The sequence below is a fragment of the Pyxidicoccus trucidator genome (assembly GCF_010894435.1).
GTDB classification, from domain to species: Bacteria; Myxococcota; Myxococcia; order Myxococcales; family Myxococcaceae; genus Myxococcus; species Myxococcus trucidator.
Map to the genome: position 1 here is coordinate 84,195 of NZ_JAAIXZ010000004.1, position 26,005 is coordinate 110,199.

Annotated in this window: 11 protein-coding genes and 3 pseudogenes; 5 read left to right on the top strand and 9 right to left on the bottom strand. The window is 66.5% G+C overall.

The window, feature by feature from the left end:
• Positions 1-37: 37 nt before the first annotated feature.
• The 4 genes from G4D85_RS13700 to G4D85_RS13720 all read right to left on the bottom strand — a co-directional run bounded on the left by G4D85_RS13700 (position 38) and on the right by G4D85_RS13720 (position 8,163).
• Positions 38-1,606 carry a serine hydrolase gene (locus G4D85_RS13700; RefSeq protein ID WP_164011951.1) on the bottom strand — a complete coding sequence of 523 codons (1,569 nt, stop codon included), beginning with the start codon at positions 1,604-1,606 and terminating at the stop codon, positions 38-40.
• 183 nt (positions 1,607-1,789) lie between these two features.
• Entirely contained in the window at positions 1,790-3,283 is a 1,494-nt protein-coding gene (locus G4D85_RS13705) for a zinc metalloprotease (protein ID WP_164011953.1), read from the bottom strand.
• Positions 3,284-3,403: 120 nt separating this feature from the next.
• Positions 3,404-4,678, bottom strand: coding sequence for an SMP-30/gluconolactonase/LRE family protein (locus G4D85_RS13710; RefSeq protein WP_164011955.1), 1,275 nt, complete (start codon positions 4,676-4,678; stop codon positions 3,404-3,406).
• A 725-nt stretch (positions 4,679-5,403) separates the two neighbouring features.
• Positions 5,404-8,163 (bottom strand): fibronectin type III domain-containing protein, encoded by a 2,760-nt coding sequence (locus G4D85_RS13720; protein WP_164011957.1) that lies wholly within the window; start codon positions 8,161-8,163, stop codon positions 5,404-5,406.
• Between the two features lie 189 nt (positions 8,164-8,352).
• On the opposite strand from G4D85_RS13720, the gene G4D85_RS13725 reads away from it, so the two are divergent.
• The 4 genes from G4D85_RS13725 (at position 8,353) to G4D85_RS13740 (ending at position 13,612) form a co-directional block, all read left to right on the top strand.
• Positions 8,353-10,620, top strand: coding sequence for a hypothetical protein (locus tag G4D85_RS13725; protein ID WP_164011959.1), 2,268 nt, complete (start codon positions 8,353-8,355; stop codon positions 10,618-10,620).
• Positions 10,621-10,766: 146 nt separating this feature from the next.
• Complete coding sequence (locus G4D85_RS13730) at positions 10,767-11,276, top strand: DUF1993 domain-containing protein (RefSeq protein ID WP_164011961.1); 510 nt, start codon at positions 10,767-10,769, stop codon at positions 11,274-11,276.
• A gap of 66 nt (positions 11,277-11,342) precedes the next feature.
• Complete coding sequence (locus G4D85_RS13735) at positions 11,343-12,140, top strand: endonuclease/exonuclease/phosphatase family protein (RefSeq protein ID WP_164011963.1); 798 nt, start codon at positions 11,343-11,345, stop codon at positions 12,138-12,140.
• A 119-nt stretch (positions 12,141-12,259) separates the two neighbouring features.
• On the top strand, positions 12,260-13,612 hold the full coding sequence (locus G4D85_RS13740; RefSeq protein WP_164011965.1) for an esterase/lipase family protein: 1,353 nt from the start codon (positions 12,260-12,262) through the stop codon (positions 13,610-13,612).
• A gap of 84 nt (positions 13,613-13,696) precedes the next feature.
• Here the strand turns inward: G4D85_RS13740 and G4D85_RS13745 are convergent, their stop codons facing one another.
• The 4 genes and pseudogenes from G4D85_RS13745 to G4D85_RS13760 form a co-directional block, all read right to left on the bottom strand.
• A complete protein-coding gene (locus G4D85_RS13745; protein WP_164011967.1) occupies positions 13,697-14,272 on the bottom strand; it encodes a GAD-like domain-containing protein in 576 nt (191 codons plus the stop codon).
• A gap of 236 nt (positions 14,273-14,508) precedes the next feature.
• A pseudogene (locus G4D85_RS13750) lies at positions 14,509-15,669 on the bottom strand (IS4 family transposase).
• Between the two features lie 619 nt (positions 15,670-16,288).
• Positions 16,289-16,969: a hypothetical protein gene (locus G4D85_RS13755; protein ID WP_164011969.1), complete on the bottom strand. Its 681-nt coding sequence runs from the start codon at positions 16,967-16,969 to the stop codon at positions 16,289-16,291.
• Entirely contained in the window at positions 16,935-23,105 is a 6,171-nt protein-coding gene (locus G4D85_RS13760) for an NACHT domain-containing protein (protein ID WP_205525541.1), read from the bottom strand. The genes G4D85_RS13755 and G4D85_RS13760 overlap by 35 nt, the downstream gene beginning before the upstream one ends.
• A 461-nt stretch (positions 23,106-23,566) precedes the next feature.
• On the opposite strand from G4D85_RS13760, the pseudogene G4D85_RS13765 reads away from it, so the two are divergent.
• A pseudogene (locus G4D85_RS13765) lies at positions 23,567-24,804 on the top strand (IS3 family transposase).
• A gap of 427 nt (positions 24,805-25,231) precedes the next feature.
• Here G4D85_RS13765 and G4D85_RS49395 read toward each other — a convergent pair.
• Positions 25,232-25,779: pseudogene (locus G4D85_RS49395) on the bottom strand (IS1182-like element ISStau7 family transposase); the annotation flags it as partial.
• Positions 25,780-26,005 lie beyond the last annotated feature (226 nt).

Consider the following 26,005-nt stretch of genomic DNA (forward strand, 5'->3'; position numbering starts at 1 on the left):
CTCCCTCGACGCTGCTGCTGGAGCGGGCCCGGACGGCTCAGGGCTTCGCGCCGAGCTTCTCGAGCATCTTCACGGCGTTGGTGTTCTTGGAGTCCAGCTGGAGCGACTTCTTGTAGCTCGAGATGGCCTCCGCCTTCTGGCCCGCCTCCATGTAGCCCTCGCCGAGGCTGTCATGGACATTCGCATCCTCGGGGTACAGCTCGACGTTCGCCTGGAAGACCTTCACGGCGTCGGTCTTCTGTCCCTCCCGGAGCAGCCGGTAGCCGAGGTTGTTCAAGTCACCCGGAAACAGCTTGCCGGCCGCGCCGTTCCCCTTCATCGACCGGTACCAGGCGAGCGCGGCGTCCGTGCCCTTCATCCGCGCGTACAGGTCCACCCGGACGAAGGGCAGCTCGGGGCGGGGGACGTAGGACTTCCAGCCGTACTCCGCGGCCACGCTGGCGGCGAGCCGGTCCAGCAGCAGATAGCCGTTGTCCGAGTTGGTCATGATGGCCACCCCGCTCCCCGAGTCCGCGAAGGCGGTCAGGTTGCACTGGAAGCCCTCGTTCGAGCCGCCGTGCCCGAAGCGGTCGGCGTCACCCTCCAGCTGGAAGCCGAGCCCGAACGACTCCGACTGCTTCGTGAGCATCTGCTTCGCCATCGCCCGTGACACCACCCGGGTGGACTTGCCCGCCCGGGCCTTGGACACCTCGATTGCGATGCGTGAGAGGTCGGACGGCGTCGTCCACAGTCCCGCGGCCCCCATCTCCGGGTAGACGTGCCACTGGCCCTCGACGCTCACGCCACTGGCGAGCGTGCCGGAGGCGGCCCTGGAGGCGAGGTCCGGGGGCAGGGGCTGCTCGTAGGTGCTGTGCTTCAGGCCGAGCGGCGCCAGCACCGTCTCTCGCATGATTTGCGGAAACGGCTTCTTCAGCTGATTCATCAGCATCAACTGGACGATGGTGGTGCCGCCGCCGCTGTACCGCGTCTTCGTCCCGGGGACGATGTCCACCCGCACCGGGGCGGTGTTCGCGGGCGTCACCCCGTCGAGCACCTGCTCCACCGTCGGCATCGGCCCCGCCACGTTGTAGCCCGGGAAGCCGTGCACCGTCGTGCCCGCGCTGTGGCTGAGCAGGCGGCGCAGCGTCACCTTCTCCGTCTTCGTGAAATCATTCTCCGGGAGCTTCCACGACACCAGCGAGTCATTGATGTTCGCGTCGAGCGACCACTTCCTCGCCTCGGCGTGGTGCATCGCCGCCAGGGCGGTGACGGGCTTGCTGATGGAGGCGGCCTGGAACAGCGTCTCGGGCGTGACGGGGGCCTCGCCGCCGGCCTGCATCACGCCATAGCCCTTGGCCCAGACGAGGGCGTGCTTGTTGAAGACGGCGATGCTCAGGCCCGGAATCTTGTAGAGCTCCATCCAGCGCTCGAGCGTCATGTTGATGGGCGCCTCGCCCTGGATGAGGACCGGTGCCAGGCCCGCCTCCACTCGCGCCATGCGGGCCGCTTCGGACGGACGGGCCAGCCACTCCGTGGCGGGCTTCCGGGTGTCGGCTCCGGTGAGGAGCGCGACTCCCGTACAGCTCGCGAGGGCAACGAGAGCAAAGCGGCGAAGCGTGTGACGCATGACAACCTCCAGGAGGGGCCGGGTCTATCGTACCGGGGAGCGCGGGGCTCCTACGAAGTGGCCGTGTCCTGATTGCAGGCAACGACTGGGAACGCGGCGCGTCACCTGGAAACACGACCGCCGGGCCCCTCTCGCGAGGAACCCGGCGGCGTCTGCTGCCTTCAGCGTGGGGCGCTCGGCCGCTTAGCGGCGGGGCTCGTGCTCGGTGATGCACTGCTCCGTCTTCTCGGGCATGACGAAGAAGGGCTGCAGCCGCTTCAGGCTGGCGCTGGAGCCCAGGGCGGCGTCACCGATGGTGCCGGCGCCGTCGTACACCAGGGCCGTCCAGTCATTCTGCGAGGCGGCGATGAAGTCCAGCGCGTCGCCGTCGTTGTTCAGGTCCTGGGCGACGAGCGCGGCCTGGACGACGCCATTGCCGTTGAAGTCGAGGTTGGCATGCGCGGCGCCGATGCGCAGGACGGTGCCGACGCGCACGCCGTAGTGCGACAGGTCCGCCTCGGTGGTGGGCGCGAGGGGCGCGAAGGCGGAAATCTCGTTGAGGGACGCCTCGCTCACGGAGCCGATGCGCACCCGCGAGTAGTCCAGCACGCCGTCCACCGCGTCCACCGTCAGGCCGCGCAGCTGGTACGAGTAGCTCATGAGGCTCAGGTAGTTGGCCTTGTAGTTCATGCCCTCGTTGCCGCCGTGCTGCAGGCCGATGTTGTGCCCCAGCTCGTGCATGATGGTGCCGGCCTGCTGCTGCTCCGTGCCACCCGGGGTGCTCCAGTTGCCCAGCGACACGATGAAGTCATGGCCGGGGACGCCGCGCGACAGGCCGCTGGAGCCGCCAGCGTTGTACTGGTTGGCAATCAGCGCGTAGTGGAAGAACGGCGCCCGGCGCGCGGGGAAGTACTTGTTCTTGATGACGTCGAAGTCCACCCATGCCGGGTTCAGGTCCATGTCGGCATCGGCGGCGGCAATCTGGTTGCTCAGCACCAGGTGCAGCGCGACGCCCGTGCTGCCGTCCGGGTTGCTCACCGGCGCGTTGGCGAAGGAGGCCGTCACGCGGTCCAGCGCGGCCTGCATGGGCTTGAGGTTCGGGTAGTAGTCGAGCTCCACGAAGACGTCCTTCTTCTTCGGGTTGGCGCCGTAGTAGCGCAGGTCGACGCCGCCGGAGCCGTACAGCTCGGCGAAGTCGCTGATGCTGTCGCCGTCCGTGTCGGAGCTGAAGGCATTGGTGCCGTAGCGGTTCTCCGCGGCGTCGCAGATGCCGTCCGTGTCCGAGTCGGGGGCGAACAGCGCGCAGAGGTACACCGTCTGCACTTCGGAGATGTCGTAGTTCTTCCCGTCCTGCGTGACGTTCTCGTAGTCGGGCTTGTGGTAGACGCTCACAGACCGGTAGCCCGGGCGGCTGTAGAGAAGGCGGATGGCCTCCTCGCCGGACGCGGGCATGATGATCTGCACCTGGTCCTCGCCGTGCCGGTCGCCGTAGGCGTCGAAGACATAGAGGCCCGACGTGTCCGTCGTCTGGGTGGTGGGCGAGGCGCAGCCGGTGCCGGAGCAGGTGCCGGAGGCGACAGTCACCGTCACGTCCTGGATGGCGCTGCCCGTCGCGGCGTCGTGGATGTAGCCGTAGACACAACCATTCAGTCCCACGACGGCCACGGAGGCCGTCAGGGCGGTACGAAGCTTGAGCATGTGAATCCCCCTCTAAGAGTTCAGGTGTTGGGGCGGAGCGCGCCCGCCGACACTTGAACGAGAGGGGGCGGAAATCTTCCTCACGGGGATTGTCGATTTCCTCCGCCCGGGGCTGTCTTCCTAACGGGAGGAATTGCCCAGCGGGAGCCGGAGGATGAGCGGCGGTGTCAGGACGGCGCCTTCCCGGAGCCGGCCCGCGTCGTCGTATTGCTCCCACTGGCTGTTGGCGACATAGCGCAGCTCATCGCCGACCACCGCGCCGATGGTGGGCTGGTCCGCTTCCGGGAGGTGCCGGTCCATCACTTCCACGGCCTGGATTCGCAGCGGCTCCGTGGCGAGCCGCATCCGGATGACCCGGGCGGGCTGGAGTCCATTCTGGATTCCGATGAGGGTGTCTCCGTGCCGCGCGAGCCCGTCGATTCCGAGCACCGTCGCGCCTCCGGTGGGCGGTCTGACTTCGGCGACCTTCCGGCTCGCCCTGTCCACGGCGAGGATGCCGTGGGAGTAGTCGGCCACGTAGAGGGTGCGGCCGTCCGCGCTCTCCGCGACGCCCTGGGGTGAGCGGAAGAGCGGGTCGCTCGCGAAGACCTCCAGCGTGTCGCCGGTGGGAGGCACACGGTAGAGCACGGGCTGCTGGCTGTCCGAGACGAACACCTCTCCCTTCGAGGTGACGTGGACGTCCCCTGGCGCATGAGGCCCCGTCCCGGCGGGGAAGCCGAGCCGCCGCTGGAGCCGGCCGGACGCGAGGTCGAAGGCGTGAACCCAGGCGAGGTGCTCATCCCCCTGGGTGAAGCCCCGCATCTGGGGAATGGCGGCCGACGTCACCCACAGCGTGCGCCCGTCGCCAGACAGGGCCACGGCGAGGGCCGCGAGCACTCCGTCCTGGCCCGGGGGCACCACCTCCGTGGCCCGCCCGTCGCGCCCGACGCGCACCACCTTGCGGTGCCTCACGCTGGCCACGTAGCACGCCTCGCCCCGCGCCTCGCACGCGAGGCCCTCGGGGAAGAAGTCCGCCTCGTCGAGCCGGAACGCCACGCTGCTGCGTGCCAGCGGCTCCAGGTTCCGGGCCAGCCGCCCGGCGGCGGCGCGGACGGGGGCGGCGTCGAGGACCCTGGCGAAGCTGTCATCCCGCCCGAGGTCGACGCCCAGCCCGAGGTCGGCGCTCACGTCGAGCCAGCGTGCCGTGGCGGCCGCATCGCCAAGCCGGGCCGATAGCGCGGCGAGCCCGTAGGCGTAGGCCGCCTGGGTGGGCCACACCGCCTGCGCCTCCGTGGCGAGCGCCTGGGCCTTCTCGAGGAGCCCCTCTTTGCGGGCGACGGACGCCTCCCGCCAGCGCGTGCGCGCCAGGTCGGCGCGCGTCCGGGCCGTGAGGGGCGCAACCGACGTGTCCTCCATCCCGGGGGTGGGCGTCCCTGGGGCGACGGCCTGCGGGACGCCTCCGTCAGCAGCGGTGTCGGCCGTGGGGGCCTGGGCCCCACTCGCGCCGCCCCGGCAGCCGACGAGGAGGAGGAGCGCGAGGCCCGTGAGTGGAAGACGCCAGCGAGCAGGTGGGGCGCGCGGGAAGCCCCCGCCTGGAACCTGCGATGGGAGACGGCTCCCCGGGTGGGCAGGCTCCATCACTTCACATCCTGAAGGGGCGTCGCTCATGGTGCGAGCCAGCTTCCAGGTTCTCTTCGCCCATTGCCAGACGCGGGCCCGAGTGGCCGGTCCGCGCCATTTAATGCGGCTTAATTCATCCCCGGGTCAACCCCGCCTGGGGTCTCCCGATACTCCAGGTACACGCAGGGGGAGGACTGTGCCATGGGGAGCAACACGATTCAGTCAGGACGGGGCCAGGAAGCCGCGCGCATCGCCGCCGAGGTCGCCGCACGTCAGGCCGCGGAGACCGCGCGGCTCGAGGCCCTGAGGCAGGCGCTCCAGACGCCGGCAGCGACGCCGAGGCCCACGCTCCCGGAGGCTGGCCTCGCCGGAGCAGCAGCGGCGGCTGGACGCCGGTAGCGTCGGGGGCAGGTCCACCCTGGAGAGGCCAGGCGCGTCACGGACTCCTCACCTGGCCTCATGCAACCTTCTCGATTGGCGCCTGTCTTGTCGCGGTTGGGTTACGAGGCCCGCGAGGTGACTCAGGGCTGGAAGCGGCCCGTGAACGCCGGTGCGTTGGAGCTCCACGGCGCGTCGAGGTTCGGGCTGCTCACATCACCCCCGACCCGCCGGTTGGCCTGCACCTGGAGGTGGTAGTGCCGCCCGGGGATGAGGAGGCCTGGCGGGAGACGGAGCTGGGGGTCGGTGGTGATGAAGGACCTCATCAGCGAGCGGAGCGTCCCATTGGTGCCCGACACGGAGAGCCGGTACAGGCGCACCATGTACGAGGTGGGCACGCCCAGGACCGGCGCATCCCAGGTCACCAGGGGCGACTCCCCCAGGCCCTGCAGCCCGTCCACCGTCGCGTCCTGGCCGTTGAGGCGCAGGTTGCGCGGCGGGCCCACCTGGGGGCTGAGCAGCGCCGAGCCATCCTGGAACGGCCCATGCGTGTAGACGGTGAACCGGAACGACGCCGGCACGGAGTTTCCGCCACCCGCCAGCGGCACCGAGTAGGACATGGAGCCCGCCGCGACGTTGCTGGCGAACCGCGTCCACGACGCGGGGAAGGGATCGGAAACCTCCAGCTCCTGGGTGACGAGCGGCTGGCCGGGAGTGAAGAGCGAGCCGCGAGCCAGGTCGAACCAGCCGGCGTAGGTGCCGAACCGCATGAACTGCGGCAGCGCGCCGACACTCATGTCATGGGTGTTGCGCAGCGTGGCGCGGGGATGGGCGGCGAGCAGCAGGGCCTCGAACTCGGAGGCGTTGATTTGCACCGTCCGCGAGGAGGTGGGCTGGGGCGCGAGCGTACCGGTCAGGGTGACCGCGCCGCCTCCGGAGACCACGCTGCCTCCCGGGCTCCCGCTCGAAATCTGGAAGCCCCGGCGGGCCTCCCGGACCACGTCCAGCCCTCCCACGGTTGAAGGGCGCGTCGTCAGCTGGGCGACGTGCACCGTGTCCCCGCGGGCCAGGTCGATACGTCCGACGCGGTTGCCACAGTTGAAGAGGGACGCGTCGTACCCGGTGCTGCCGGTGAAGACCGTCGAGCCCACCACGGGCTCCAGGGGCGGAGAGGCACACTCCCGCGCGAAGTAGGAGAGGCCTGCTCCGAACGCGCTCACCTGCAGGTCATCCTCCGAGTCCCACGGATTGAGGCCGTCCAGGTTCAGGTTGAAGAGCGTGTCGTCCGGCTCCGGCTCCAGGTCGGCGCGGCCCGGCAGCGGCGAGCTGAGGTCCGGCGTGCGGCCATGGGTCCAGTAGTAGGTCGAGCCGAACTGCAGGAGGTAGGGCGTGCTCTCCACGTCGTGGATGACGAAGGTGCCGTCCCTCAGGCCCTGGCCGTAGTGCTCGGTATAGGAGCCCTCCGCCGTGGGCACCCAGGCGATGATGAGCGTCACGCTCAGGTCGGTGGGACGCGAGACGACGGACCCGTCGTCCTGGACGAAGTAGGTGGAGCTGCGGCCGAGGACCGTCTGCGCGCCGCAGGAGGGGCCGGGCCACGGGAGGACGGTGAACGTCACGTCCGTGGCGGCGCCGCTCGCGTCGGTGATGATGGCGGTCACCTCGGCGGGGCTGTCGAAGCAGGCTGGGGCCAGCCAGTCCGCGGAGGCCGAGCCACCGCTGCCGCGAGTGGCCAGGAGGATGCCCTGCGAGGCCACCCAGGAGACGCTCAGCGCCGTGCCTTCCGGGTCATGCGCGGTGAGTCCGAGCGTCACGAGCTCGCCCACGAAGGCCCGCTGGGCGGACTGGGAGACGCTGTCCACGACGGGGACCCGCTGCATGTTCACCTGGGGGCCGGAGCCCACCTGGAGGGTGAGATTGCCTACGTGATATCCGCCCAGCGTGTCCGAGGCGTAGACGGTGAAGATGCACCGGGCGTCGGGCGGCGCGGCGCTCAGGGTGAACGTCGGGGTGCGGGAGTCGAAGTCGTCGAAGGTGCCCTCACAGGAGGAAGCCCAGAAGAAGCCCACGGTGTCTCCATCCGGGTCGGAGACCGAGGCGGCCAGCAGCGTCGTCCGGCCCACGGAGAGCACGGAGGGCGCCCCCATCATCGCGCTCACCTCCGGCCAGGTGTTGACGCGCACCGTCACCGCGGCCCGTCCCGACAGGCCCACGTTCCGCACGGTGAGGTCGACGGTGATGGTGGCGGCGGCGTTCTTGGAGTCGCGAACCTCGAGCTGGATGCGCTGCACGCCCTCGGTGGCGGGCGCGGTCCACGAGGTGGACGCGGCGGCCGGGGCGCTGAACGTGCCCCCGGGCGCGCTCCAGGCGTAGGTCAGCGTGTCACCCGGGTTGTTGTCGTGCGCGGCGGCCGTGAGGGTGATGGAACCGCCCGGCTCCACCTCGTTGGTGGACACCGTGAGCGAGTCGATGATGGGCGCCTCGTTCTCGAAGGGAGGGGGAAAGTTGGCTTGCTGCAACAGCAGGAAGACCGCGGCCACGCGGTCCGCCTGGATGGCCATCGGGCCCGCCTGGCCCCAGTAGAGGGCGGTGGACGCCGAGTCGTACGCGGTCGCCGTGAAGACGCGGTCCGCACCGACGGGGATGTTTTCGAGCGTGCCGTTCCACGTGGCTCCGTCGCGGACGAGGTCCATCCCCAGCGCGGTGGAGATGCCCGGGCCCTGGACCTCCACGCGGATGCGCGCCACGTCATCGGCCGACAGGGCCTGGCCGAGCATGACCTTGATGTCGGCGCTCGCCGAACGCGAGGTGCTCTCGTCTCCACCACAGGCCGCGAACACTCCCAGGGCAAGCACCGCCGTCACCACTGACGCGGCGCGCCCGAACCAACGCAACACAGACATGAATCCCCCTCGGGATGAGAGGGCTGGCTATAGACCGAAGGTAGACTCACCGCAAACACGCCGCGTGGGGCCAGTTCATACCCAGAGGCCCATGGGCCGCATGGCAACGGGGCTCGGTGCCAACCGTGGGTATGGCCGTGTCCGACCTGGATTTCACGCGGCGGCCAGTCGCGCGCTAGTTTCGAGGCCATGGTCAAGGTCACCCGCCCGCCCGCTCCGAGACTCGCGAAGGTGGATGTTCCCGTCACGCAAACGCCTCCGGCTTCCGCGCCCGCCACGTCAGCGCGCGCCAGACCCGACTCGTCGATGGACGCTCCGCGCGCGCCGGTGTCGAAAGCACCGGTACAGCAGAAGCTGGAGCAGCAGCTTGCCACCCTCGCCGAGGGCCCCATCCGTCAGGCGCTGCAGCACGCGCTGTCCGGAGCGCTCCCCGCGCCCACCGTTGGCGCCGCGGGCAGGGCCATCAGTGGGTTCAGCCCCGCCCAGCAGAAGGAATTGGCGACCCTGCTGTCGAAGGCGGGCCTCAGCGCCACCGCATCGCCCCGCGCCGATGCCAGCGCCGAGCGCGCCTTCCTGCTCGGAGCCATCGCGGGCGGCGCGACGGGAGCGACGCTCAAGCGTCTGGCCGAGCAGATTCGCGGGCGCCCGCCTGGCAACCAGGCCTTCGCCTTCAACCCGATGGCCGGAGCGGCCTCGAAGAGCAAGGCGACCTCCAGTCCGGTGGACACGGCGGCGGCGAAGCTCAAGGCCGCGATGGACGACATCTGGGGCACCGACGAGGCCGCCGTCTTCGAGGCCCTGGAGGGGATGGACGCGGCGCTGCTGCCGCAGGTGGCACAGAAGTACGAGAAGCTCACCGGCACCTCGTTGCGGGATGCGCTCGCCCTCGAGCTCGAAGGGCCCGACCTGAAGCGCGCCCTCGCGGCGCTCGACCGGCCGGTGTCCGCCGCTCCCACTGCGCCCGCCGCGCCGGTGCAGGCGACGGCGAAGGCCGCCGCGGCGGGGAAGACCTCGGCCGCCGACGTCCAGAAGAACCTGGACTCCATCAAGGTGACCACGCACGACGAAGGCACCTTCAAGCGAGGGAACGCCGTCGAGCTCAACCTGTTGATTCCCATCAACGTCGCGACCTGGAAGCCTCCGAAGGCGAAGCTCTACAACCCGCTCAAGGCCGCGGTGAAGGCGCGCAACGAGGCGCAGCAGGCCGTCGACACCGCGAAGACAGACACGGCGAAGAAGGCCGCGCAGACCCGGCTCGAGGCCGCTGACAAGAAAGTCGTTGCCGAGGGTGAGAAGGTCAAGGCGTGGCTGAAGACACACATCGGCTCGAACCCCGAGCTCCAGCGGGCGAGCGCGGACGTGAAGAAGGCAGAGACCGCACTCAACACGCTGAAGGCGCAGCACCAGAAGGCGAAGGTGCCAAAAGACCCGCTCGCGGCCGAGACGCTCAAGAACGCGCAGAAGACAGCGCTCGAGGCGGCGAACACCCGGCTCACCACTGCCCAGGCCAACGAGAAGAGCGTCAAGGCCGCCGTGCTCGCGAGGATGGAGGCCTACCAGCCGATGGTCGACGTGCCGCAGCTTCGCTCTGACGTGACGGTGGGCGGCACCACCATCCGGATGCGCGACGGCCGCGAGACGGCCTACACGAACTCGTGGAAGGCGGTGGACGGGGGAGCCCTCAAGGGCGACTCGCGCGCCGACGTCGACACCCAGCTGGAGAAGAGTGGAATCAGCGAAGACAGGCAGAAGATTCTCTCGTCCATCTCAGGCCTCGAGGGCACCTTCAGCAAGGTCAACACCTGGGACATCGGGCGCGTCTCCTGGGGCTTCACCCAGTGGACGCTGGGAAAGAGCGGCAACGGCACGCTGGCCGACTTCATGCGGGGGCTGAAGAAGTCCGACGCGGCGCTGTACGAGAAGCACTTCGGCAAGTACGGGCTCGACATCGACGACAAGGGCGTGGTGCTCACCCGCGGCGACGGCACGGTGCTCAAGGGCGTTGCCGCGGCCGAGGCCATTCGCACCGACGTGAAGCTGGCGGCCATCTTCATGGCCGCGGGCGGTGACCCGGAGCTGCAGCAGGCGCAAATCAAGTTCGCCAACCAGGGGAAGATCTCCAACCTCCGCAACCAGTCGGTGTCGGTGACCGGCAAGGATGCGAAGGGCGCGGCGGTGAAGGCGCAAGTCCAGCTCAAGGACGTCCTCACCAGCGAGTATGGCAACGCCATCATGACCGACCTCGCGGTCAACGCCGGCTCGGGAGGCAGGAAGGCCGCCGCCGCGCTCAAGAAGTACGTGAGCGACAAGGGCGTCGACCCGGCGAAGGTGAAGGACTGGGCCGCCGACGCCGAGAAGGCCATCATCGCCTCGCTCGAGCAGGCCTCCCGCTCCGAGCGGCTGGCTCACCACACGGAGGCGGGCTTCAGCAAGGAGCCCGGGTCGTTCACCGACTGAAGGCGGAGGGCCAACCTCCGCGCGGGCGGCCCTCCCGGTAGCCGGTGGAAGGAAGGTTCCTTCCGTGGACCTGCGCGCGGGCGCCGAGGAAGGTGCGCCGACCGCAGCCACGGGTTAGACCAGGGCTCCTTTTCTGGAGACTTTCCATGACGATTTCCATGTCCTCGGCCAGCGTGCCGATTTTCGTGACGATGCTCGGCAGCCTCTCGAAGTGTCTCGGCAAGGCCCGGGCCCACGCGGAGGCGAAGAAGTTCGACCCCAACGTGCTGGTGACGGCGCGGCTCGCGCCCGACATGCTGCCCTTCAAGAGTCAGGTGCAGATTGCCTGTGACTCGGCCAAGCTCTGCGTGGCGCGCCTCTCCGGGGTGGACGCACCGGTGTTCGAGGACAACGAGGCCTCGCTGCCCGAGCTCGAGGAGCGCATCGCGAAGACCCTGTCCTGGCTGGAGTCGGTGCCGCGCGAGAAGCTGGACGGCACCGAGGAGAAGCAGGTCAGCGTGCCACGGCGCGGCAAGGAGCCGATGCAGTTCGCCGGAGAGCAGTACCTGAAGCACTTCGCCCTGCCGAACTTCTTCTTCCACGTCACCACTGCGTACGCGCTGCTGCGCCACAATGGCGTGGACCTGGGCAAGGCGGACTTCCTCGGCGGGCGGTAGGCCGCCACCGCGACGCACGCGAGACCGGCGGCGCGTGCGGGGGCGCATGCGCCTATACTTCCGCGGATGGCGGTCGAGCTTCGAGTTGCCTCGTACAACATCCTGGCTGACGCCTACGTCAAGCCCGAGTGGTTCCCGCACACGCCCGCGGACACCCTCCTGCCGCGGAGACGGCAGGAGGCGCTGGCTCGACGGATAGCGGGGCTGGACGCGGACATCGTCTGCCTGCAGGAGGTGGAGCCCGACAGCTTCGCCGCGCTCCAGAAGGCGCTGGAGCCGCGCGGGTACGTGGGCGTGCTGGCCCTGAAGCAGCAGGGCCGGCCCGACGGCTGCGCGGTGTTCCACCGCCTGGAGCGTTGCCTGGGCCACCAGGCCCATTACTTCAAGGACCGGTTGGAGGACGGGCGCATCTCCGGGCACCTGGCGCTGGTCGTGGACTTCGATGTCGGAGGAAACCGGCTGCGCGTGGCGTGCACTCACCTGCGCTGGGACCGGCCGGACCGGCCCGTGGAGCAGCACCAGGGGATGCAGGAGGCGGCCGAGCTGCTCGAGGAGTTGGTCCTGCGGGACGCGGAGGCCCTGTGGGTCGTGTGCGGCGACTTCAACGCGCAGCCCGGGGAGCCGCTGGTCCGAGCGTTCTCGGAGGCCGGGCTGATTGATGCCTACGAGGGGCGGCACCAGCCGACCTGCAACGCGAACGGCAGGGCCAAGGCCATCGACTTCCTCTTCCACTCGCGCGCGCTGCGGGCGCAGCCGGTCCGGCTGCCGGAGCTGGACGACCGGACGCCGCTGCCGTCGGAGACCGAGCCCTCCGACCACCTGCCGATTGCCGCGCGGCTGCTGCGCGTCGAGCCCGGCATGTGAGGAATCGAGCCGTTCCATGCCCTTCCATACGAGGTGCGCTCTCCGCGCCGACGCAACACCCTAGCGGCGGAGCAGGGGGGCTCGCGCAGGGCCCTCCGCCCACACCGTTGGAGGTTGCGATGAGGACGGGACAGAAGCGTGTGTCGGGCGACGGGGCCGAGGGCCGCGACCACCTGGTGCTCGTGCCAGGCTTCGGCGGCTTCGATGCGCTGGGCTCGCTGCGCTACTACCACGGGGTGACCGAGGTGCTGCGCGAGCTGGAGCCCGGCGCGGAGCTGTCCGTGCACTACTTCCCCAACCTGCCCACGGCCAGCGTCCAGACGCGAGCCCACCAGCTCCAGCGCTGGCTCGCGGGGCTGTGGGACCGGCTGAACGTCCTTCCGGCGGACCGCATCCACCTCATCGGCCACTCCACCGGCGGGCTGGACATCCGCCAGCTGCTCACCGACTACCGCGTGCAGTACCAGCAGCACGCACGAGGCCAGGGCGGCGCCTGGCCACCAGTCCTGGACCGGATTGCCTCCGCGCAGTTCCTCTCCACGCCCCACCGAGGCACCGCCCTGGCATTTCACCTGAGCCGCACGCGGCTTCGCCGCACGGCGTGCCGGGCCCTCCTGTTCGGCGCCTTCCAGTCCCTGCGGATGTCCGGCGAGCTCGGCAGCGGCCTGCTGGGCCGGTTCGGCAAGGTGCTGCTGCCCTCCGCCCAGGCTCCAGACTGGGTGGACGCCCTGCTCGACACTTTGAGCGGTACGTACATCACCCGTGGCAGCCTCGAACGCGCCATCGCGCGCAGCTCCTACTTCGAGCTGCTGCGCTGGCTGGTGGACATGGGGACCGACTTCAACGCCATCACGGACCTGGACCCCTGCAAGCCTCCACCCGGTGCTCCCGCCAGCCCCGCGCACCAGGACGTGGAGGACTACGCGGCGGACACGCGCTTCCTGCGCGAGCGTCACATCCGCGTGCGCTCCATCGTCACCGTGGCGGGTGAGCCTCCGCCGCAGGGACGCCTGCCGACCCTCTACGGGATGATGTACGGGCTGACGGCCCTGAATCCTCCCGAGCGGCTCCAGCCCCGCAAGGTGCGCACGTTGATGAACCCACGGAGCGAGCGCACCCTGCGGGCTCCGGAGAATGACGGCCTGGTCAACTCCGTCTCGCAGGTGTGGCCGGACGAGGCGCACAGCTTCCTGGTCGAGGGCGACCACGCGGACGTCATCGGCCACTTCCGCTCGACGCCGGGCACGAGCAACGGGGACGTCTTCGCGTTCCGCCAGTACGACCTGCTGGGCTCGAACTCGGGCTTCGACGAGGAGGACTTCACGGCGCTCTGGCGGGAGGTGGGCCACTTCGCCCTGCGGCGGGCCGGGGTACGCCAGGCGCAACAGGAGCCACGGAGCGCTCCCTCCGTCACCGAGTCCACGGGGTACTCGAGGCCCTCTTCCAAGCAGCCCACCTTGCGGCCCATATGACGGCCCCGCCCCGAGCCGCCGCTACTCGATGGGCAGCGGCTCCGTCCGTCCCTCATCGCGCAGCCGGAGCGCGCGGTCGATGGTTCAATCGTTCGATTGAGTTTGGGCAAGGAAATTCAGATACACGCGCAGCTTTGCCTTCTCCAGATTGTCGGCCGTAATGTCGCCACCCATTGCCGGGGCCGGCACCAGCGCATACACCTCGTCAGCCGCCGGCGCACCAAGCCGCTTCAACCCCTTCTTGAACATGTTCAAGAAAAATATAGCGTCGAGAAACCTCTTCTGGCCGAAATGCAGTTCCAAGACAGATTCGAGACGGTCGGGCAGGGAATCGCCACGCATGGTGACAGCAGACAGGTGATACAGCTTTCCTTTGTGCGAGACGATCAGATCGCCGAAAGCCGTGCGGAAAATGACATCGATGAGTTCAGTCTGGAAGTTGTTGGCGAAGTCCGCGGCGACATCGCGCAGTTCGTCCGGATCGACCGTCCACAGAAATCCATCCGAAAACTCCTGGAACCCGGACACTTCCCAGGTATTGACCAGCACGTCAGGGAGTCGTCCCCGATACTTCGCAATCAGCTCCGGAGTACATGCCTTGTAAGTCCGCTGCCGTTTATGCGCTTTCGAGAAGTCCTTGGAATCTGCAAGTGTCGTCATTTTTTGCCGGTAGGTGGGTTGCTTTTACAACTTATATGAGGAAAGCCGTTGGAGCGACTACGGCGACAATCTTTCCCCGGAGTTCTCTTGCCCGTGAGGGCACGCTGCGCCGATCGAAAAAATCGATACGGCTGTTACCCAGGTAGGCTTCATCGTCGGCGCCAGGATCTCCATTCTGGATCTCCTTGCCCAAGAATCCTGTGCCGCTGCTGCCCTGAGGCATCCCCTCATTTGAGTCAGATGAGCCCGAAGGCTTCGCGGAACACGGCGTGCTCGCGGACAAACTGGCCAAATCGCTCCACCAGCGGGCTCAGTCGTTCATCACTCATGCGCGGCATGGCCATGAAGTAGTAGGCCCCCTGGGTGAAGAGCGAGTGGGTGCGCTTCTTCGCCGTATTCACCTTCAAGTGCTTGTCGTAGCCAAGCGCCTCGCCCGCAGCGCCCAGCAGCGTCAGCAACACCTGCGCGAAGGCGGAGATGAGCAGGAGCCTATCTCTGCGCTCCGGCGTCTTCACACGCACCTGCTTGAGGCCCATGCCGAACTTGAGGTCCTTCACGTCCCGGAAGCTCTCCTCAAATGGTGAAACGCCGGGCGTAGGCGTCCAGCACCTCCTGGGCAGGGGCCTAGTTGAAACTGGTGGCCAAGCACCAGGACTCTTTCATGCCCTTCCTCCTCACGCACACCACCGCCCCACCTGGGCCCCGGCCGTGGTGACGCGCGCGCTCCGGAGCAGCTTCGCGCGGCCGCCCTCCGGTACCCATTCGGCCGCGGGCTTCGTCTCTCCTTCTTCCGACGTGACGAGCACGTCCGAGCGCAATCGCACCACGTACTCGAAGTCGAGCTGCTTCAAGAGCGCATAGAACTTCGCATCCGCGAAACCCCGGTCCGCCAGGACGGTCACCCGCACCTTCGCGGGGATGAGTTCTCGCAACCGCTGGAGCACTAGGTCCTCGGCGAGTTGTCGGTTGCCGGCGGACGCCGATTTCACCAGCGTCATCCACAGCAGCGGTGTCGCTCTGCCATGGCGGGTGACGAGGCTTGCGACGAGCGACTCCTGGTCATCCTTCTCGAAGTCCGTCCAGTCCAGGGCGATGACGGCCTCCGTGCGCTCCGCCAGCACGAACGGCACCCAGGCCCCGAAGAGCTTCCAGATGTCGAGGCCCCCATTGGAGAGCAGCCGGTCCTCCTGCTTCACCGCGTGCTTGGAAGTGACGTCCTCACCCCGCGCCCACGCCATGGCCTTGCCGATGGCCGCCACCGACAGGCTGGTGGCCTGCACCGCGCCCAGCGTCGCCTGCGAGAGGGACAGGATGCGTTTGACGTGCAGATCGTCCTCGAACACCTCTGTCAGGAACGGCCGCACTTGTTTTTTATCGATGGCCACCTTGCGCGTCATGGTGGCCTGCCTCTCTGGCCGCGCGCCAGCGCCGTCGCACGCAGCGACCGAGCGAACGCACGCTGATCAACTCGCTAAATGAGGGGATCCCTCAGCTCCCTCCCGGCTCCGTCCTCCTGGCGTCCCGCTCTACCCCAGCCGCCTCCACCTAGTTCGAAACCGGCCGTCTCGCGGCGCGCTCCTGGGGGGCTCTCGCGCTTCGTCCGCCCTGGTCCCAGCTCTTGGCCTCGCCGCTCTGGACGAGGGGAACCCGCTCCGGACGGGGAGCTGCCCATCATCCAGTGCGCCTCATTTGGTGCCCTCCGGCATCATCCTGGGCGCTCGGTAACACACAGGTGACCTCTGAAGTTGCTCCGGTTCCGCCCCTGTCTCGCACTTCGTGGGGTTTCCTTCAGGGAAGTAGGCAGGCACGTCAAGATGTAGTCGGAGTCGCTTCATCCTCAGGAATCGAACCGCTGGGGCGAGTTCCCGATTCATGGGAGATTCAGGCTCGCCTCGCTAGGGAGGAGCACACCGAAGGACGTTTGCGTCTGGCTGCTGCGAAAAGGAATGAGGATCTCAAAGTTCTATTGAGATGCATCAACGCCGAAAGCCACGGTGAACTCCTGCTTCCCAACATCTATTCCTTCTCGACTTTTTCGACGCTCAACTGAGTTCGAAGGTTCTCCATGAGAGAGGTGGCCATTTTCACGAAGGCATCCATCTTTGACAGTCTATTTCTTAGCACAGCGTCTCGTGCGTTCTCATCCGCTTTGCCCTCATCGTCGCCTTGTAGTGCGAACTTGACGATAAAAGCTTCGGCGCCTTCTTCCGCGCCCGCTTGTGCAGCGAGTTTAACCCACGGTTCGGCGTTCACTGCGGCGCGCAGTGAGGCGGAGCGAAGAGCGCTCTGAATCAGGAGGCGTGCCGCAAAGTCGACTCCAGTCGCGAATTCGAGCCACTGCTTGGTGTCTTTGTCGATGTTCGCAGTCTCTGCTTCGCGAAGCGCCTGCGGGTAGTACCGATAGTTAGTTTGCTCCACATCCAGAGACGCGAGCGTCCGAAGTACCGACTCAAGCTCCGCGAAAGGGCGAAGACGATCGGGCAAGATAGATCGATATCGCCAGAGCTCCAGGATCGATTTTGCGCAGGCTTCCTGAGCTGTAGCCTTGGCCTCGGCAGGGGCCCTCTCAGCCGCTTCAATCAGTTGCGAAATATAATGAGCCATCCAGGATGCCAAGAGATCATCAGCGGCATCAAGTTCGGAAACCAGTCGGCTTCCAAGTTCAAGGACGGCTCTTGAGCGCGTGAGCGACACCATCTGCTCCCATCATGTAGTAACGGATGTAAAGCGGTGGAAGGGTTTCAACATCATCATCCTCGGTGCTCGCCTGTTGCGGGTACTCACGCCGGATTTCGACGCTCAGAACCAAGCTGTCCTCGGAGTCGCCGCCAAGCAGATGCTTCAGGAACTCTCTATTCGCGCTGAGCCTCACGCCCGAATCCGTTTCTACTTCCCGCCCATAACCTTTGAGTTGGGTCCAAGACTCGCTACGGAGCAATCCATCCGAGTTGTTCGTCCAAGTGCGCCCATCCGCTAGTTGGAGCAAATCAAGCTTTACGATGGTGTCTACAGAGGGAGCGGGGCCCGGATATGATAGCCCAGTTGCCCAAGGATCACCCCTATCGAGCCGAGTCAAGGCATCTTTGTCCGACACCCACCCCTTTAGCTTTAAGGGGCCTGATTCTAAGCCGTCTTCCTCGCCAGCATAAGGAAGGGCAAGCCGGCCAAGCTCGGGCGCCGTTTGGAGCGCGGCCACCAGCGCCTCCACGCCAGCGCGAGATACGAGTGCGCTGCGTATGAAGACTGTTTCGGTGTGTTTTCTTTCGCCGCCAGTCCAATAGCCCCAGAGAACTGTCATGTCATCATCGGTCACCAGTTTCTGGTCAAGATAGTCTGCCGTTACACTCCAGGGCCACTGCGTGTCGCCGTAGCCGGTGGGGGCCGGAGGGTCCGCGACGAGCCGCGGATCACGCCGATCGGCGAGCCATCTCCCGTCGGGACGGGCCAGCAAGTAGTGCGACAGCCACTCGCGGAAATCGTCCAACGAATCTTCGGCACGACGTCGCACAGGCCGCTCGCTCAGAAGGGCGGCGGCAACCAGCATCATGGCGTGATATCCGCGGTAGGCGGACAGGTCATCCGTCTTGGGCAGGCTTCCATGCGAGTGAGAGGTCTCGCCCTCGTCGAAGATCTTCCGCGTGTGCCGAGCGTCCTCTCGCCTCTTGCGTCCACCGCTCCATCCCAAATGGTCGCGGATGGCGTAATGCGCACGCCGCTCGATGGCCCTTTGACTGAGCCCGAACGCATTCCCAAGTGGCCTGAGCCAGTACGGACCGATGTCGATGCCGAAGTAGTACTTCTCGTCAGCATCGAGCGTCCCGTCGGCGGACAACGCGTCGTCTTCCACAGGGGCCGTCCAGCCGGAGTAGACTTCAACAGGCCGGCTGGGCCGATTGACGGAGCCAAGGTCGCTCGCTTCGTCAAGGTTCAACTCGCCTGCGGCCGCCAAAGTTCTCAGCGTCTGGGCGGCAAGCTCCCGGAGCAGCACGTGGTCCTTGTGAAGCCAGTTCAGCAGGAGCAAGGCGGCTGGACGAAGTGCTCCAGGATTCTCAAGCGCGCCGCGGGCAAAGCCGATGAGCAGCCATTGGCGCGCATGCCAGATATAAAACTCAAGCCCTTTGTCGACGAAGGGATCAGCGGCGCCCGACTGTGCCATGTTGATAAGCGCATCGAGAAGCTCGCTCCATCCCAACTCGACTACGGACCTCACTACGTGTGCGCATTGCCAGCGCTCAGCCGCCACCGGAGAGCCTAGTCCGGCCCACACGTAGCCGGCCAGTGCTCCAATATGGGATTGAGGCGGCTGTAGCTCGGGGCGCCACGGCCCGTCGCCATCTTCGGGTCGAAGAACTCCTGCAAGAAGGTCTAGGCCGAAGTTCAGTGCTTCATCTGCCTCCTCAGGAGACAGGAAAGTCGCGAGAGAATCGATCAATTGAAAGAGTTCGCTTGCGCCCAGGCTATCCATCTGCTCGACAAAGCCATTCAGCGTGGCGTGTGCCACATCGCCGTCGGACACGAGGCCTTCCTCATGAAACTTCTCAAACGGCAAATGCGCTCTCCAGCCGCGCCGGTAGACGTGCCGAGGCTCACGTTGGCAAGCCAAAAGCACTGCGTCCCGGATAGCCTTGCGAAGCGACAGTTGAGTGAGCAGGGGCGATGGCAGCGCATCCAGCATGTGGCGCAGATCATAGAGCCCGAAGTCTGGCCAAGTGGCGATGGCGCGGACGAACTCCGATTGTCGGCCGAGCTTCACTCGCGCAAACGCTTCCTGGAAGAATGTCCGGAATTCGTATGGCGGATCGTACGTGCGGACTGCGGCATAGGCAGACCGGAGTGCACTAGCGTCGAGCAGGTCGACGCCTTGGAAGATTGCATTCCAGTCTGGGGCGCGACGTTCCCGCTTGGCAAGGGAAGGCTCGGGGGCCGATTCATTCTTCTCCTTTGGACCTCGGATAAGATCGGCAGCGAGGAGTCGGTTGACGTCCGGGAACTTGATTCTGTAGGCGTTGCCCAGGTCACGAAGCTTTGACCAAGTCTCATGGTTCGCCGGTTGCACCCGAATGTAGCGATAAGCGAGCTGGGCCACCAGTGAACGCCGAGCTGAATCGCCTTCGGCCGCGACGGCGCGTTGGAGGTCCGCGAGCCGATCCCATTCGGCTGTCAGCCCCCCGAGCGCAATGGGCGTCGTGACCGGCAGTCGGCCCTGCTCCACAAGGCGGTAGACCACGACCGGCAGCAGGCGCGCGGGATCGCCAAACCGACGGTCACGCCAACGGCTCAGAATGGCTAGGGCCGACGAAGCACAGAGGTCCGTTAAGGCCTTGACGCTGCCATTCCAGTCGAAATGTTTGTCACGGGCGACGTACTCATAGGTAAGTTCCGCGACGCGCGAGAGATTGTAGGCTGTGCGCGCGCGTGGTTTCTCGTGCTCTCCTGCGGTCCGGGCTAGGTGAAGGAGCGCCGCCCAGCGATCTAGGTTCTCGTCGCCGATGCGGCTAGCGATCTCTACGGCGCGATCGAAATAGGCGCGAGCCTCGCTAGGGCTCACCGTCAGAACCGCGCGCGCAAGGCTCACATACGAGGCTGCTCGAGATTCAGCGTCCTCGCGAGAGTATTCCAAGGCACGGTAAGCCTCTCCGGCAAGTTCCATTGACAGAGCCTCGAACCCCTCGGATCGCGCAGCGTATCGGCATAGGGAGGTTATTCTGTCGGGCCCGAGTGATTCACGCTGCTGCGCCAACCACGACCTGAATATCTCTTGCTGTGAGGACTTGTCAGCACCCGCGTCCCGCAGGATCCGAAACCACTCCAGCGCTACTGTCTGGCGAATACTGTGGAGGGGGCGATAGCTGCGGTCTTCTGCGGCGGAGGTCTCTTTTACGGCCTGCTGGATTGCGTCTGCTATGTCCGAGGGTGGGCGGCCGCAAGCGATCTCGGCCGAGAGGACAAGCCAAGGTAGAAGTGCGCCGGCTTCACGCAGGAACACTTCCGTCTCTTCACTGCGTCCGTACTGGCTACTTGCCTCCAGTTGCTTACGGATGTTTGGAGGCGCAATGTCGAGCAAGGTTAGCCTCTGCCCTCGCAGAGCAGCTTCGAGGGCGTAGGCCCGCAGAAGTGGTATCCGATCATAAGATTCGGAGCGAATACCGAGCGTGGATGGCGGATCGGATGGGAGATAGCGGCGAAGGGTCGCCGCCCATTTGTCCGGCTTCGGCGCCAGCACGCGCAATCCGAGTTCCACGGCGGACCGGACTGCGTCCAGCACTGTCCATTCCTTATTCCAATCTTGGGTTTCCGTCAGCTTGACGCGACGGTCGGCGAGGAGCCTCAGCAATCGCGCCAACGCTGGGGCGGGGAGAGATCGACCTATCGCTCTTGCCTCTGTGGTCACGCCCAAAAGCAACCACACGTCGTTCCCTGCTGCCTCGGCTAGTTCATCGAGTTGCTTATGCCGACCGAGGTCAATTAACCGCCTGCCGACAAGCCTGCCCGCTTCGAGCGTGTGGTGTCGCGGCGTCCACTCCCTTAGGAAGCGCGCTGCCGCCTTGGCGCCTTTCAGACGCAGCAGCGCCATCGCGAGTTCGGCCGTGTCTGCGTCGCTCACCTGCTCGACTTGGCGCTCCTCGGAGGAACGACGAGCCCACGCATTCAGCCAGTCTCCGGCCATGCGGAGCCGGCTAGAGGCCTCCGCTGAGAACTCATCGCGTCCAGAGAGGAGGCCCGCGTCATACGCGTGATGGGATCCCATCCAGCCGGAATGAAAGGCTCGGCGTGAAACGATCTCCTCGATGCGGTCTGGTGCCATGAGGACCGCTGCCACATCCGTGTTCTCCTGGATGACCTGGTTCTGACGCTGCTCCCCAGCGCACTCGCCTCCCGCTTTGAGGGCCAGCTTTGCCGCAGCCACATAGTGCCGCTGTTGCAGGCAAGCCTTTAGAGCGAAGATGAGTCGCTGCAGCTCGACGTCGCGTTTTTCGAGCGGATTCTCGGTCGGAAGCCCTTCCCCGGAAAGGGCAAGCTCCACCAATTCATCCAATTTTCCCGCCTGTAGTAGGAGCTGTGGGAGCGCGGCAGCTGCGTATGAACTCTGGGCAGTGAGCGGTCGCATCCGCTCGAGGAACGCGGTAAGCGCCGCCGCGTCAGGCTTGAATCGCTCGCGAAACCACGTTTCGCCGGGCTCATCGAAGAAGTGGAGGCTGTTGCCCTTCAAGAGAAGTGGACGCCCGAGATCCAAGGCGAAGCTTCGGACCGTGCTTTCTGAGGTCCCCGATAGCTGTGCAAGCACGTTGATGGGCACTAGCGGTCGAAGAACCGAAAGACCTTGGCAGATGAGCTCGATCTGTGAACTCTCGATGGCTCCCGACTGAAACCGCAGTCGAGCGATAGCGGCATCCAGCAGTTCGCCAATTGCACGCTCCACATTGCTGGGCTCTGGGCCCAACTGTTTCAGCATCTCTTGAAGCGAGAGCCCCCGTGAGAGGGCCAACGCCTGAACGCGTGGGTTGAAACTGCTCAGGAAGGCGAACTCTGAAACCTCGGCATCGCTGGCTGCAGAGTAGACGCTTCGGAGGTGCTGACCGCTTTCGATCTGGGTAAATGGACGAAGTTCAATTTCTTGGGCTTCGGGCGGAGCGCCTATTCGCCTGCGGCGGTGCGTTCGGCAAGTGAACGCTATGGAGACGCCCTCAGGCAACGGTGCCCAAATCAAGTCGCGGACGAAGCTGGTCGGTTCTTTTTGTTCCTCGGCCGCCATCTCCGCATTGTCGGCGGCATCGATGATCAGGCAGAGGCGCGCATCAGGGGTGCTCGCACGTAGCAACCCTACCGCTTGGGCGAGCCGACCGATGAATGCGCGCATGTACTGCTTCGCGTCCGCATGTGTCGTTGGGATAAGGGGATGGCACAGACTGCGGGCGGCGAGTTCGTTGGCGATCTGCACGAGCGCGTCCCGGTGGCGATGCCGGAATTGGAGCGCGTTCCGATAGAGGCCGTCGCCGAAGCAGTCGTAGAGGACCGCCTCTGAGCCTGGCGGCATTGACGACGCCAGCCGGGCGGCAAGCACTGACTTTCCCACGCCTCCTTCGGCATGGATAACGAGCGGGCTCTTGGCCGTGAGGAGTGCGCGCAGAACGGCCGGCTCTTGCTCCCGAGGCAGAGTGAGAGTGTGCGTGGCGTCCGGTATGAGGCAGGGTGCCGGTTTGAGTTGCTCCTCGGTGGCCTTAAGTGCGCGCAGGACATCGTGCCGGCGAATCGAAGGATCGGATTCGAATTCCGTCGTTGCCTTGCGGGCGACGAGTTCCTTCAATTGGACCGGACTGTCATAGTCCGCGTCTGGCAGGTAGGCGCTAACGTCTTGCGTCAGGAGGTTTCTTTGCGCCCAGAGGTCCTTCTCGCCGCCTGTCGCAGTGAACAGGCCGAAGAATTGTCGAGCCTGATCATGTGCGAGTCCCGTGAACTCGATGAGGCTTTGTTGCAGATCCGGATGTCGGGCCACGGCCCCTGACGCAAGGTCCGCTAGGGCTTCCTTCACGTTCGAATCTATCGGCCGGTTGGTGGTAAACTCGAAGCGGAACCGCTGCGCCACATCATTATCGAGCAGGGACCCGACGAGCTTCGCGTAGCGCTGCGCGAACCCGTTGATCGTCTTCTTCAGGCCGCTCGCTGTCCAAGGCTCGTGAGCACGTCGCGTCGAGTGCTTGAGCTGGATATATTGGATGAGCCGAGCGCGGTCGCGTTCCTCTGCGCCAAAATATAGGCCAACATCAATCAATTCCTCGCCGCCCTTGATGTCGTCGCCTTTGGCCTCTTCTGCCGACGCCCCCTCAATCGTCACCGCGATAAGGTCCCTCGCACCCGGCAAGAGTTGAAGGCACTTACGTGCAGCCCAGTGGTAATGGAACTGATCCCCGTCCCTGCTGGGACGGACCAAGTCTTGGCCGGCCACTACGCATCTCCCGTCATGCTCGCTCTCTCTTCGACCACGCCGTCGCTACAGCCGACGTTCATGCTCCACAGCCTAGTATACTCGCTGAGCTGTTAGTCGAGTCTGCTCTGCGGAGCCGGAGCAAGTTTACTCAGAATAAGATCCAGACCCTCCACAGGTGGGCGGGGCTCTCGCGAGTCGTCGCGGCCTACCGGCGCAGGAGTGCGCGCAGCAGGGGCTTGAGGGCCGGGTTCACCGCGCCATCCACGGTGATGGGGGTGATAGAGATCTCTCCCTGCTCCAGCGTGGTGGTGTTCCTCCGCCCCAGGGATTCCTGAGACCCCTCTCTGGGGATAGCCTCCCCTCGTGAGGTGGATGTGAGGAAGCAGCAGAAGCAGGACAGGACGGCGGAGCGCGGTCGGTGCTCGGCGAAGCGGAAGAAGGAGGCCGTGCTCCGGTTGCTCAAGGGAGAGGAACTCGACGCGCTCTCGCGGGAGCTGGGCGTCACCGCAGCAGTGCTGAGCGAGTGGCGGGAGAAGTTCCTGGCGGGGGCCGAGGCCAACCTCAAGAGCCGCGAGCCTGAGACAGCGGACGACGAGGTGCTGCGGTTCAATGCCATGGTGGGCGAGTTGATGATGAAGAACGAGCTGCTGGCCGAGTAGGCCCGGCTGCTGCAGGGAAGCGCGCCGGGTTTCCCTGGAGGAAGTCGAGAGGATGAGCGCCCAGCTCTCGCCTTCCAGCGGCAAGCCGTACGGACTGGCGCTCGTGACGGCCACCTGGCGCGTGCCTCGCGCCACCGTGTACCGGCACCGTGCCCGCCGTCAGTCTACGGCCCTTCCGGCGGCTCGCAGAGGCCCCAAGACTGCGCTGAACGACGCAGCGCTGCTGGAGGCCCTCCGCGGTGTGCTGGCCGCCTCGCCCTTCCTGGGCGAGGCGGCACCGCAAGGTGTGGGCTCGGCTGCGCGCCCAGGGCGTACGTACCTCGAAGGCCCGCTGCCTGCGGCTGATGCGAGAGGCGAGGCTGTTGGCACCGGGCCGGGCCCGCCGGGTGCTGGGGCCGCGCCACCACAACGGCACGATTACCACCGACAAGCCCAACGTCATGTGGGGCACCGACGCCACCTGCACCGTGACGACGCTGGAGGGCTAGGCCACCGTCTTCATCGCCGTCGACCATGGCACCTCCGAGTGCGTTGGCATCCACGCCGCCAAGGTGGGCACGTGCTTCGAGGCCCTCGAGCCCATTCGCCAGGGCGTCAAGGCCCGCTTCGGTGCGTACGGCCGGGGCGTAGCGAAGGGACTGTCCATTCGCCACGACAACGGCAGCCAGTACACCTCCGACGCCTTCCAGAACGAGCTGCGCCTCCTGGGGGCCGAGTCCAGCCCGTGCTTCGTCCGCAGTCCCGAAGGCAATGGCTGCGCCGAGCGCTTCATCCGCACCCTCAAGGAGCAACTGCTCTGGGTGCGCACCTTCTCCACTGTGGAGGAGCTCCGGCGGGCCTTGCTGGAGTGGGCCCACCGGTACAACGAGCACTGGCTGCTGGAGCGCCACAACTTCCTCCCGCCCAGTCAGGCCCGGCGGGAGCTGATGCAGAAGCAGGCGGCCTGATTACAACCAACCTGGTGTCTCAACAATCCGGTGCGGTACAGCCCACCGCCTGCGCCTCCTCGAGGAGGGTGGCCAGGCCCTCCCGCACCGCCCCGTGCAGCACCGTCTCTTCCGGTCGCCGGCGCGCGTACCCCCGACCGCACGGCCCCGCCTCTTGCACCCCCACCCCCACCACCGCCCCTCCCCCCGACGCCTACCCGGAAGGACGCTAACGAGCGAGGCCGACAGAGAGGGCCTCAAGGGCGAGCCGGGCCTGGAACGCATAGGACGGACAGGGGCACTGTTGCCTTCGAGGGAGGGGCATGGACCGGCAGCGGAGGGGGCTGACGGGGCCTCCAGTGTCGTGCGCTGGCGCACAGCTCGGCGGCACTCGTCAGCGGCCCTCCTCGGCCCCGGTGCACCCGCCCGCCACTTTCACACTCTTGCGCCCATGCCGCAGGCGCACTCCGCCTCCGTCCACCGACTTCAAAGCTTGCACCTTCACCTGCCCGAGCGCCTCGACGTAGCGACGCCGCGGCGCTTCTTCGGCCCGCGACACGTGACGCGCAACCCATGCCGCCAACCGGTCCAACTGCCGCACCAGAAGATTCAGGGCGTACTGCTTCTCTTCGGCATCGCTCCAGTCGATGTCCAGCGCCGTCTTCACGCTGGTGCCCAGCAGCAGCGGCGCCTGACGGCACCCTCCTCCATGTCCGTGCCCATCAGGCGGGCGGCGCCCTCCGCAAGCTTCTTCCCCGCCCGCCCGGCGCCCTCTAAAGGGCGGCTGTCCACCGCCAGGCACAGGGTGGCCGGCAGCTTCTTCCAGTCGAAGGCCTTCGTCCTCTTGGCCACCTCCACCGTGCGTTCCAGCAGGCGCCGGTCCATGTCCTGGCGGATGAGGCGCCCGCGGAACTGCTGCAAGCCGCCCTGGGGCGTGCCCAGCACCACCCGCCAGCACCGGTCTGTCGCCGACAACCGGACGGCCTCCGCATCAGCGGGCGGGGTTGCGCAGGCCCCCGCCAGCGATTGGCTGGAGCAGGGCTGCGCCGGCCCGCGCTGGGGCGCTTGACCTCCTCTCACGGGACTGGGAGAGGACTCCGCGCGTTGAGCCAGGCGACCATGTCCGCGATCACCTTGGCCCGCTCCGGCTCGTGGACCAGGTCGTGGTACAGGCCCTCGTAGCGGTTGAGGGTCTTGTCGGTGGTGGCGGCATTGGCGACCA